The 11,263-nt window shown below is 45.1% G+C and carries 11 protein-coding genes and 1 pseudogene; 5 read left to right on the plus strand and 7 right to left on the minus strand.

What is annotated here, in order from left to right; all coding sequences use genetic code 11:
- Positions 1-772: peptidylprolyl isomerase PrsA (prsA, locus tag RAC86_RS28310; RefSeq protein ID WP_377886269.1), on the plus strand; the 772-nt coding region annotated here is incomplete at its 5' end.
- A gap of 39 nt (positions 773-811) precedes the next feature.
- Here prsA and yhaL read toward each other — a convergent pair.
- From yhaL to RAC86_RS28340, 6 genes are all read right to left on the minus strand, one after another.
- Positions 812-1,024: a sporulation protein YhaL gene (gene yhaL, locus RAC86_RS28315; RefSeq protein ID WP_003233252.1), complete on the minus strand. Its 213-nt coding sequence runs from the start codon at positions 1,022-1,024 to the stop codon at positions 812-814.
- Between the two features lie 124 nt (positions 1,025-1,148).
- On the minus strand, positions 1,149-2,093 hold the full coding sequence (gene yhaM, locus RAC86_RS28320) for a 3'-5' exoribonuclease YhaM (protein WP_003245698.1): 945 nt from the start codon (positions 2,091-2,093) through the stop codon (positions 1,149-1,151).
- Between the two features lie 73 nt (positions 2,094-2,166).
- A complete protein-coding gene (gene sbcE, locus RAC86_RS28325) occupies positions 2,167-5,058 on the minus strand; it encodes a DNA repair/recombination ATPase SbcE (RefSeq protein ID WP_377886270.1) in 2,892 nt (963 codons plus the stop codon).
- Positions 5,059-5,062: 4 nt separating this feature from the next.
- On the minus strand, positions 5,063-6,289 hold the full coding sequence (locus RAC86_RS28330) for a metallophosphoesterase family protein (RefSeq protein WP_377886271.1): 1,227 nt from the start codon (positions 6,287-6,289) through the stop codon (positions 5,063-5,065).
- A gap of 106 nt (positions 6,290-6,395) precedes the next feature.
- Complete coding sequence (locus RAC86_RS28335; RefSeq protein ID WP_003244912.1) at positions 6,396-7,655, minus strand: ABC transporter permease; 1,260 nt, start codon at positions 7,653-7,655, stop codon at positions 6,396-6,398.
- A complete protein-coding gene (locus tag RAC86_RS28340) occupies positions 7,648-8,544 on the minus strand; it encodes an ABC transporter ATP-binding protein (protein ID WP_339231821.1) in 897 nt (298 codons plus the stop codon). Before RAC86_RS28340 ends, RAC86_RS28335 begins: the two co-directional genes overlap by 8 nt.
- 126 nt (positions 8,545-8,670) lie before the next feature.
- Between RAC86_RS28340 and RAC86_RS28345 the strand changes: the two genes are divergently transcribed.
- A complete protein-coding gene (locus tag RAC86_RS28345) occupies positions 8,671-8,856 on the plus strand; it encodes a YhzD family protein (RefSeq protein WP_003233264.1) in 186 nt (61 codons plus the stop codon).
- Positions 8,857-8,876: 20 nt separating this feature from the next.
- On the opposite strand, the gene RAC86_RS28350 is transcribed toward RAC86_RS28345, so the two are convergent.
- Complete coding sequence (locus RAC86_RS28350) at positions 8,877-9,644, minus strand: enoyl-CoA hydratase (protein WP_003245167.1); 768 nt, start codon at positions 9,642-9,644, stop codon at positions 8,877-8,879.
- Between the two features lie 164 nt (positions 9,645-9,808).
- On the opposite strand from RAC86_RS28350, the gene khtS reads away from it, so the two are divergent.
- From khtS to khtU, 3 genes and pseudogenes are all read left to right on the plus strand, one after another.
- Entirely contained in the window at positions 9,809-10,147 is a 339-nt protein-coding gene (khtS, locus tag RAC86_RS28355) for a K(+)/H(+) antiporter modulator KhtS (RefSeq protein WP_010886463.1), read from the plus strand.
- Positions 10,148-10,210: 63 nt separating this feature from the next.
- Positions 10,211-10,708 (plus strand): K(+)/H(+) antiporter subunit KhtT, encoded by a 498-nt coding sequence (gene khtT, locus RAC86_RS28360; RefSeq protein ID WP_003233269.1) that lies wholly within the window; start codon positions 10,211-10,213, stop codon positions 10,706-10,708.
- Positions 10,709-10,714: 6 nt separating this feature from the next.
- Positions 10,715-11,263, plus strand: a pseudogene (gene khtU / locus RAC86_RS28365) (K(+)/H(+) antiporter subunit KhtU); the annotation flags it as partial.

An 11,263-nucleotide genomic window follows, 5' to 3' on the forward strand; every position in this document is an offset into this window, starting at 1 on the left:
CACAAAAGGCGAGCTTTACACAAACATGAAGAAAACAGCTGGCGCAAGCGTACTGACACAGCTAGTGCAAGAAAAAGTATTGGACAAGAAGTATAAAGTTTCGGATAAAGAAATTGACAACAAGCTGAAAGAATACAAAACGCAGCTTGGCGATCAATATACTGCCCTCGAAAAGCAATATGGCAAAGATTACCTGAAAGAACAAGTAAAATATGAATTGCTGACACAAAAAGCGGCTAAAGATAACATCAAAGTAACAGACGCCGATATCAAAGAGTACTGGGAAGGCTTAAAAGGCAAAATCCGTGCAAGCCACATCCTTGTTGCTGATAAAAAGACAGCTGAAGAAGTAGAGAAAAAGCTGAAAAAAGGCGAGAAGTTTGAAGACCTTGCGAAAGAATACTCAACAGACAGCTCTGCTTCAAAAGGCGGGGATCTTGGCTGGTTCGCAAAAGAAGGCCAAATGGACGAAACATTCAGCAAAGCTGCATTCAAATTAAAAACAGGTGAAGTCAGTGATCCTGTCAAAACGCAATACGGCTACCATATCATTAAAAAGACAGAAGAACGCGGCAAATATGATGATATGAAAAAAGAACTGAAATCTGAAGTGCTTGAACAAAAATTAAATGACAACGCAGCTGTTCAGGAAGCTGTTCAAAAAGTCATGAAGAAAGCTGACATCGAAGTAAAAGATAAAGATCTGAAAGACACATTTAATACATCTTCAACAAGCAACAGCACTTCTTCATCTTCAAGCAGTTCTAAATAATAAAAAAGCTGTGCGGCTCATTGAGCCGCACAGCTTTTTTTATGCGATGGAATGGTTTTGATTTTCTTCTTCATGCTGCTGAGAACTGCGGCGTTCTCGCTCCTTTTCCATCCTCTCCATATAAATCTGTCCTTCTTTTTCAATAAAAGCCTGGTCTACTTTTTCTTCCTCTTTGGCTGCCGCCACAAGTTTATATGCGCTGAAAATGATGCCTACAATACAAAGATACACCCACCACGGAAAAAATAACACGGGCTCCTCCCCCTTTGCATAGATTCTTTATTCTTAAACATATGCGGGAATGAGACGAGTTATGTGCGGGAAAGACGCATCAAAAAGGACTGAGCTGAATATGTCAGCATCAGTCCTTTTTAAGTTATTTATGAAATGTCGGTTTATAAAAGGAACGGTTTTCCAGTGCAAATACACGTTCAGTATACTCGCCCGGCTTCACGCGCTCAAGCGCTCTGTCCATCATATTCATTTTTGCATCCAGATTGTCTATATAGTGAAGAATTTCCGCTTCTTTCACCATCGGTGGTTTCGGGCTGCCCCATTCTGCTTTGCCGTGGTGACTCAAAATCAAATGCTGAAGAATTAACACCTCTTCAGAATCGATTTGAAGCTCCTCAGCAGCTTTTGAAAGCTCTGTCACCATGATGGAAATATGGCCAAGCAAATTGCCTTCAACCGTATATGAAGTGGAAACAGGGCCGGACAGCTCCTTCACTTTTCCAAGATCATGCAGGATAACACCGGCGTAAAGCAGATCACGATCAAGAGAAGGATATAAATCTGCTATTGCTTTCGCCAGGTTCAGCATAGAGACAACATGATACGCCAAACCTGAGACAAACTCATGGTGGTTTTTCGTAGCCGCCGGATAATCCATAAACTCAGCTTCGTGTTTTTTAACCAAAAACCTTGTGATTCGCTGGATATTCGGATTTTTCATTTCAAATATATATTGAGTGATGGTATCCATCATTTCATTTTTCGGAATCGGCGCGGTTTCTAAAAAATCATCAATATTGACGTTTTCTTGCTCGCTTACCGGTCTGATATTTCTTAGCTTCAGCTGGGTGCGTCCGCGATAATGGTGAACATCGCCGACGACCTTGACAATCGTCTGCGGCGCATAGGTCACTTCATCACTTTGCTTGGCATCCCACAGCTTCGCTTCAATATCGCCTGACTGGTCTTGCAGCATCAGCGTCAGAAACGGTTTTCCATTGCTTGCAATCCCTTTCGTCGAGGATTTAATCAATAGATACTGGTCCACCTGTTCGCCAACCTCATGTAGCATAATCCCTTTAGCCATTCTATTAAAGCTCCCTCCGTATCTTACATAATACCAGTATATCACATACCGATTTTCAGCTATAGAACCTCTTTTATGACACCAAATGGATGATTTGGTTGCTATGAAATGCATCTTTTACGTGCTCATGGCATGTAAAATACAAAATCTGCCTACCGCCTTCAGATAAATCATACAGAACATGTAATACACGTTTCAGCCTTTCCTGATCAAAATGAACAAAACTGTCGTCAAGCTGGAACGGAAGCTTTGACCCACCCTGGCGCGTAACGGCCAAAGCAAAGCGGATCGCTGTATACAGCTGTTCACACGTCCCTTGTGACAGCTCTTCCGCATGATAGACAGTGCCATCGCGATGCATAACCATGATCGAATCATCCGTTTCGGAAAAATAAATGGTTTGGTAGTTTCCGTCAGTCAGAGGGCGGAAAAATTCTCCTGCCGTCTCCAGAAGGCGCGGAAGCTCGATTTTTTTATGCCGCTCCAATTTGTTTCTGATCACCTGTTTGACCATTTGTATGGAGGCCCATTTTTTAGCAGTTTCTTTCACACGTTCTTTTTGCATTTCGGTTTGAAGCTTGAGGTCTGAGACCATTCCCGAAGCCTCTAATTGTTCCTGTTTGACTGAGAGCAGTGCGATTTGGCTGCGGAGCTGCTCGATCTCCTCAGTCAGCCGCTCTTTTCTTTCATTCTCAACAAATTGCTTATCTTTCAATTCAGAAAGCGTATTGGAATCCGCCAGTTCAAGTTCCTCCGGGTACCCGCCTTGAAGCTGTGCGTTTACGTGATGAAGCTTGTTCTCCGTATCCTTCAATTGCCTGCTGATGTCGGCTATGGCAAAAAACGCATCTCTGTCTTTTGCAGCAGCCGCGGCAAATAACTGTTCAATCTGTGCGTGGAAATACTGTATTTCTTGCTCAAGTTCAAGCATCTGTTCCTTTGTATAATGAATATCTGTTTCAATTTCCTTTTTTTGCTTCTCAATTTCTTTTTCACGTTCAATGTTTTTCCGCAATGTGTGAAGGGCGTCCGAAATGGAGATATCCTGACTCTGATTCACGGGAAGAAGCATACTGACGCGTTCTTCGAATGTTCTCCGGTGCTTTTTCAGCCTGCCTGCTTCTATGGTCAGCTCATGCTTTTTCTTCACTTCTTTTTTAACATCCTTCATTAAGCTGTATGCATCAAGCAAAAATGATGGATCTTCCTTAAATCCGAGCTCATTCATAAAACGCTCAACCTGTGTAAAGGACGGCGCCATTTCGGCTTCCCACTGTTCAAACTGCTGGATGACCCTTTCATACGCCGCCTCTTTTTGCTGGAGCGCTGCACGCTGTGTGAGAAGGTGCTGCTTATTGCGGTCATCCTCCCATAACGCTTCTCTAAGCATTTCAGCTTCTGCTGGTGAAATATCCGTCATGGGCTGTCTTGTCTCTCGGCTGTTTCGAGAAGACGATTTTCCTGAAACAAGCCAATACACAATAAGTGCAGCGCCGAAACTTATGGCGGGAATCCATTGCTGCAGCAGAGAAAAGAGAACGATGAACAACATACCAGCTGCAATGACAGTCTTTTTCTGTTTAGCCTGCTGTCTTTCAAAAAACGTTAGCTGTTCTCTGAGCTTCGCTTGCTCTTGGTGCTGCCCCTGTGTTTCATCATATGCTCTAAGAGCTGCTTCTTTATCTTTTCTTTGGCTGTTTTCAAGAATCGCGGACGAAGCGGCACGAACGGCCTTTTCCGCGTCTTCCAGCTCTTGCCGGGCAAGTTCAAACGTCTCGTCAAGCTGCCGTTTTCTGTCTCTTGCCTGTACATATTGCTGCACCGCTTGCTGAAGCTGCCATTCATAATCATATGAGGTGTTCATATTCAGGAGCTCATTTTCATCCGTTTTATTGAGCTGTTCCAGCCCTGCCGCTGTCTGCGCAGACGTCTGGCGCAGCTGTGCCTGAATGGCTGCCAGCTGTTCTCCCCAGGATTGGTACATATGAAACGCTGCCGAAAGCTCTTGTATCAGCGTTTCTTTCGCCAATAGTTCTTTATCGGGGATAAGCTTTTGCCTCTGTTTGTCCAACTCCGCCATCTTCACCCGAAGCGCCTCAAGCTGCGCTGATTTCGGGTGAAGATGGGATTCATATTTTTCCAGCTGATGCAGTCCGTCAGCAGGAAATTGTCCTGCATGTTCTGGACATTCTGCAATCACCTGTTCGAGTGTCGCTTTTTCATTTAGCAGCGGCTTTTGCTCAATCGCTCCCTCAATCATTCGGATATGTCCCGCCGTCTCTTTCAATTCAGTTTCCGCGGCTGCAAGGCGGGCTTCAAGCGTTCGTTTTTCCTCGAGAAGCTGATGATAGCCCACTTCCTCTGCTTCAGCCTGTTTTAGCTTCAATGCCAGCTGCTTAAGCGTTTCCAGCTCCTGATTCAATTGAGGGTTTCGCCCATTTGGTTTATAGAGCCTTTCGCTTTCCTTCGTCAGCCTTGAATCAAGCTTTGATACGGCTTCAGCACCAAACAAGCTGGAAAAGAGCAAAAATTCCCCTATCTTGTCCCGATTAAAGGCGTGAATTTCCTGCAGCCCGAATACGTCGAACGAATATATGGCTTTGTACAACGACCTGTCTGTGCCCTGGAACAGCTGCTTTAAAACATCTCCCTGCTTTACTTCGCCCTTTTCTGTGTACACGCTTAGTTTTTCGGCAGTCCCTTTCGTCCGTTCGATCTTCAGCACCCCATACTCAGGATGTTCAGCTTCAAGAACACCGCCGTAGACACCGCCTGTTTTCGGTTCATATTTTTTCGTTTTCGGAAAACCGAACAGCATGCTTTCAATAAATGACATCATCGTCGTTTTTCCTGCCTCATTTAATCCGTAGATGACTTGGACAGGAGAGGCGGAAAAGTCAAAGGTCCGATTGGAAAATTTTCCGTATTGGTAGATATGTAAAGATATAATTCGCAAAGCTGTCACCGCCTCATGTATCAAGCACCTTAAGCTGTCTTTTCAATAATATCTGTGCCTGCTCTTTTATTTCCTTTACTTCCTCTTGGCTAAACCGGTCCGCGTGCCTTCTATACACTGGATGCCGCTCAAGCCCTTCCAGCACGTCTGACAGATCGCTGCGATCAATGTCTTCAAATAAACCGCCAAAAAAAGGATCAAGGTTTGTTAGGTTTGCTTCGTTTTCTGTCTCATCGTCCAATCTAAGAGGCCAAACGAAATGTTCCTCTTCCGCTTCTTGTTCCTGAAGAGCTTCAAGAAACTCATCCAAGGTGCCTTTTGGCGCCTCCAGCAGCCATTCCGGCGCCGTCCCTTGTAAAACAAGCCTTACACAAACAGGGCTCCCCTTTTTCCGCAGCTTCGAAAACGTGTCCTCCACCATTTGGAAGAGAGCGGTCATATTATTTGCCTCCGTCACATCAATCGCCGCTTTTTCCCACAGGACATCATGCGCTCTCTGAAATTCATAAGATATATCTCCGTTTGTCACATGAACGAGATAATAGCCTTTATCTCCTGTCTCCTTCATATGGCGTGCTTGCGTGTTTCCCGGGTAAATGACTGCCGGGTGCTCGGCAGATAGAACCTGGCGTTTATGTATATGGCCAAGCGCCCAATAATCCATCCCGCTTTTCACGAGGTCGTCATGTATAAACGGGCAATACGGATCGTGTCCTTCAGATCCTGACAGCGTGCCGTGGAGCATGCCGATATGAAACGGTGCGTCAGTTGATCTCCGATAGCGGGCGGCTTGGTTTTCCGTCACTGCTCTGGCTTGATAGCTGAAGCCGTAAATGCTTGCTATGCGCCTGCCTTCTTTAAAAAACGATTTTTCTTCTGGAACAGCGGACGAAAAAATATGGACATTCTCAGGCCATTCAATCGGCGTCCACTCCCCGCCAAGATGATCGTGATTCCCAAAGATGACGTATACCGAAATCCCGCACTCTCTGAGTCTTTCAAACTGTTTTTTCAAAAAGAGCTGAGCCTTTAAGCTTCGATTGGCTTCATCAAACAGATCTCCCGCCAGCAAAATGAAATCAACGTGCTCTCTCACTGCAGCGTCTATCATATGTCTCACGCTTGCAAACGTGCTTTCTTTAATCCGGGCAAAAATCGGCTCCGGCAGATGCGATATCCCGTAAAACGGGCTGTCAAGATGAAGATCTGCCGCATGAATAAAGGTTAGTTCAGTCAACATTCTGCTCCTTTCCAGGATGAAGTACCCTTATTTTAGCACCGAATTCTTGCGAATGCACGTTCTGTCAATAAAGAAACAGCCTGAGAATCCCCAGGCTGTTTTCCAATCAGTTTTTCGCTAAACGTAGCGCTTGTTTGATCGCTTTGAACGCGCTTGAATTGCCGTAAATTAATACACCACCTTTATAAATTCTGGCGCCGATAACGGCCAGTATGACAATGGTGAGCAGTGTGATTCCGATTCCGACAGCTGCCTGCCAGAACGGAATATCAAGCATGCCGACGCGCAGGAACATAATCATTGGCGTAAAGAACGGAATAAACGAAGTTACCGTAATAAATCCTGCGTCAGGCGCATTCAAACCGAACATCGCGATCATAAAACCGGCGACAACCAAAAGCGTCATCGGCGTGATCGTTTGCTGAACGTCCTCTATTCTGCTGACGACACTGCCGAGAAACGCGGCAAGTGTCGCGTACAAAAAGTATCCGAGCAAAAAGAAAATGACAGCATAGATGACAGTGGTTGCAGATACGTCGGTCAGATTAAGAAATCCGCCGACAGATGAAGCCGTTTCGCTCTTTTGGTTCAGCTTAAGCGACAGAGAGCCGGCTCCTATAATAATAGCAAGCTGTGTGATCCCGACAAGCCCGATACCAAGCAGCTTTGCAAACATTTGCTGGATCGGCGGCATACTTGAGATCAGGATTTCCATAACTCGCGAAGATTTTTCGGTTGCGACCTCCATCGCTATCATGCTGGCATACATAATCACCGAGAAATAAATGACGAACAGCATAATGTAAACAAGCCCTACCGTCTGGCCAAGCTCTTCCTCAGACTTTGCCCCTTCTTTCAGCGCCTTCTGCCCCACAGTAACGGGCGCATAAAGGCTGCTAATCGTTTCCTGCGACACGCCGAGCTCCGCTGTTCCGACAGCTGTTTTGGTTTGCGTCAGCGCCTGCTGCAGCGTTTGATACGTGCTTTCATCAGAAATCGTTAACGCTTTATATGTTCCTGAAATGGTCCCTTTTTCATCTCGTTTGATGATGAGCATGCCATCGAGTGATTCATCTTTGACTTGCTTTGTGACCTCATCCTCCGATTGCTTCGACAGCTTCACATCAAGATCGCCGTCTGTATCCACCGCTTTCAGCTGCTTAGAAAAAACCGGATATAATTCGTTTGTTTCATCAACAACGGCGATTTTTTCTTTCGCATCGTCACCTTGAAACAAAGAAATGATCGATTCCAGATTCGTTACAACTAAAACAAGCAGCACCGTGATGACAGTCGAAATAATAAAGGATTTTGCCATAATCTTATTTTTGTATGTATGAGAAAGCATGATCCAAAATTTATTCATAGACGGCCCCCACCTTTTCTATAAAAATATCATGCAGTGACGGCTCTTCAAGCTCAAACTTTCTGATAAACCCTTTTCCTTGGAGCATCGCAAAAATCTCTTGAGAAATGTCTTCATTGGCAATCTGCAGCTTGACGCCGTCGGCCGTTTCCTTCCATTGTAGAATGCCTTCATGAGACTGCAAAAAGCTTAGATCGTCATCGGAGTGAATGGTGACGTTCTTTTTGCCAAAGGAGCGCTTGATCTCCTTCAGCTTGCCTTGCACGACCGGTCTTCCTTTCTGCAATATGCAAAGGTTCTCACAAAGCTCCTCCACATGTTCCATCCGATGGCTTGAAAATAAAATAGAAACACCGCTGTTTTTCAGCGAGATCACAGCCTCTTTTAACAGCTCAACATTGACAGGGTCCAGGCCGCTGAAAGGTTCATCAAGAATCAGGAGGTCCGGCTTATGCAAAACTGCCGAAATGAATTGGATTTTCTGCTGATTCCCCTTCGAAAGCTCTTCCACCTTCTTATTCTCGTAATCTGTAATATTGAAGCGTTCAAGCCATGTCCCGAGCTCTTTTACAGCCTCTCGCTTCTCCATCCCTTTTAATCTGGCAAGATAGACGAGCTGATCCCTTACCTTCATTTTCGGATAAAGGCCCCGCTCTTCCGGCAAATAACCGATTTTGTTGCTGATATGATAATTCACAGGACGGCCCTTCCAGCTGATTGAGCCCTCCGTAATGCTTAATAATCCTAGGATCATGCGAAACGTTGTTGTTTTTCCCGCTCCGTTTGCGCCTAATAGACCGAACATTTGCTGTTCCGGAATATCTAAGTCCAATCCGTCAACGGCTTTATAATCTCCAAATGTCTTCGTTACGTGATCAATTGTAAGCACTGAATCTCCTCCTTCCCTGACCCATTATATACTAATTTTGGATAAAGCATAATAAAGGATTTTGATTTCCTTTTTAGAATATAAATGAAGAAAGACTGATAAACCTTAAAATGGAGGAGAAACCTGATGGCTGATTATTTCCTTACCGTATTTGATCCTTCGGGGAACACGCTGGTAAACGAGCAATTCGAGGCAGAACATGAAGAAGCGGCAAAAACGCATGGTGAAGCCCTCTTAAAAGAAAAAGAGCTTCATAGTCATACTCATCGTTTAGTCAATGCAGCCGGAAAGCTGATTTTGTTTCACAGATGATCAGCTTTCCGGCTGATCTGTTACGCTTGAAACTTCGGCTCCCGTTTTTCTAAAAAGGCACGGATTCCTTCTTGGTGATCCTTGGTCCTTCTCATTCTCTCTTGGGCGCTGCGCTCAAGGGATAGCACTTTTTTCAGTTCTTCAATTTGGAGGCTTTGAAAAATACCTTTCGTTTCGATCATCGCCAAAAGAGGGGAGGCCAACAGGGTTTCGATAATGGGTCTTGCGCCTTCGGCAGGGTCTCCGGCAAATGTCCCATCAAGAAGCCCCATATCGGCAGCTTCCGAGGCAGATAGTTTTTTTCCGCTCCAAATCAGTTTTTTCGCTTTTGCTTCACCGATTCTTTTCTTCAGCAAATAATGTCCTCCGCCGTCCGGAACAAGCCCAATGCCGATAAAATTCATCGCGAGAACGGCGTTTTTTTCAGCGAGCACAATGTCCGCACAAAGCGCCAAACTCAGGCCCAGTCCCGCAGCAGCACCATGAATGGCTGCAATTGTCACTTTCTTCATCTGATATAAATTCAGGGTGACAGCCTCAATCGTATCCATCAGCCGTTTAAATTGGTCAGGGTCATGCTCTGACGTCATCATCCTGATATCACCGCCGGCCGAAAAGCCTTTCCCGCTTCCTCTCAGGAGAACGATGAGCGCCTCGCTTGCAGCCGCCATTTCGACTGCCTCCTTCAATTCAGACAGCATCTGTTCATTCAGGGCGTGATGGGCATCAGGCCGATTCAGGATAATCTCTGCAACGGCCCCATTACATGCATATTGAACAAACTCCATTAAAAGCACCTCCATGTATGCGCTTGCTTTTTTCTTTCTCCTATACATTCCCCGCCATCCCCAAATAAACCTTTTTATTTTTCAAGGTCAATAGATACTGAAAAATGCATATTGTTTGAATGGAAACATAAAGTTTTATATAGTGAAAAAGAAGGGATATCTTGATGAGAAGGGAGGAAAGGAACATGGATAAATTGCTGATCAGTTTTCTGTTAAGTTTATTTATGGTGTACTTTCCCCCTTCGGACGTGGTTCTGCCTTCCCAGTTTGAAGCAAGCACTGACAGCTATGTGCCTATGTCTTCATATCCGCAGGAAACACAATCGGCAAAAACGCCATCGCCGGGCAGCATGCACCCGGCTGAGCTGATCAAAGAGTACAGCCCGCTGGCGCAGTCTGTCAGGCAGCTCTCTGTCAAACCACTTGACGAACCGCTGATAAACAGGCTGGAAAAGGCTTTGGCCGTCCCTGTCAAATACCAGTCTAACTACCTCCGAATATAATTTGCTCAAGTTTTATTTGTAACTCACCCCATACTGCCAACACTACATTCGGAGGGATTTTCATTGAATATTAAAGAAAACGATCTGCCGGGCATCGGCAAAAAGTTTGAAATCGAAACAAGAAGCCACGAAAAAATGACGATTATCATTCATGATGACGGAAGAAGGGAAATTTACCGGTTTAATGACCGGGACCCGGATGAGCTTCTTTCAAATATTTCATTGGATGATTCTGAAGCAAGGCAAATTGCAGCTATTCTTGGAGGCATGGTCTATAAACCGCAAGCTCTGGAGTCCATCGAAATGGCCTTCAGCGATCTTATTATTGAATGGTTTAAGGTCGAAAAAGGCGCCAAATCGATCGGGCGCACACTCGGAGAGCTTGATGTCCGCCAGAATTACGATGTCACTGTGATTGCGATTATCAAACACAACCAGGAAAAGCTCCTAAATCCCGGAGCGGATTCGATTATTGAAGAAAATGACACCCTTGTCCTCTCAGGTGAGAGAAAGCATCTGAAGAAACTGATTCACGATTTTCTTTCTGGAGAGGGCGTGTGAGCCCCGATGGACCATCTTGTATTTGAAGTCGGAACTGCACTTGTGCTTGTGGCAATCGCCAGTGTGATCGCCAATAAAATTAAATTTTCGATTATTCCGTTTCTGATTGTGCTGGGAATGCTTGTTGGACCGCACGCGCCGAAAATGGGGATTATTGATCTAACATTTATTCAAAGCAGTGAAATCATCGAGTTTTTCGGGCGAATGGGCGTACTGTTCCTCCTCTTCTATCTCGGACTCGAATTCTCTGTCGGGAAGTTAATCAAATCAGGAAAATCAATCGCGGTCGGCGGGACGATTTATATTTTGATTAACTTCAGCCTCGGACTGCTTTACGGGTTTATCACCGGATTTTCCTTTCTGGAAGTCCTCATCCTCGCAGGCGTCATCACAATCTCGTCAAGTGCGATTGTCGCAAAAGTGCTCGTTGATTTAAAAAGAACCGCCAACCCGGAAACCGAATTGATTCTCGGCATCATCATGTTTGAAGATATTTTCCTTGCCGTATATCTGTCCGTTGTTTCCGGCCTTATACTAGGTGATGCGACATCCGTA

Source organism: Bacillus sp. LR_5 (assembly GCF_042709275.1).

Excerpts from the sequence above, each read along its gene's own strand:
- RAC86_RS28345 (WP_003233264.1), top strand. The coding sequence starts at position 8,671 with ATGGCTGATTATTTCCTTACCGTATTTGATCCTTCGGGGAACACGCTG.
- RAC86_RS28335 (WP_003244912.1), bottom strand. The coding sequence starts at position 7,655 with ATGAATAAATTTTGGATCATGCTTTCTCATACATACAAAAATAAGATT.
- RAC86_RS28350 (WP_003245167.1), bottom strand. The coding sequence starts at position 9,644 with ATGGAGTTTGTTCAATATGCATGTAATGGGGCCGTTGCAGAGATTATC.
- RAC86_RS28330 (WP_377886271.1), bottom strand. The coding sequence starts at position 6,289 with ATGTTGACTGAACTAACCTTTATTCATGCGGCAGATCTTCATCTTGAC.
- khtS (WP_010886463.1), top strand. The coding sequence starts at position 9,809 with ATGAGAAGGGAGGAAAGGAACATGGATAAATTGCTGATCAGTTTTCTG.
- yhaM (WP_003245698.1), bottom strand. The coding sequence starts at position 2,093 with ATGGCTAAAGGGATTATGCTACATGAGGTTGGCGAACAGGTGGACCAG.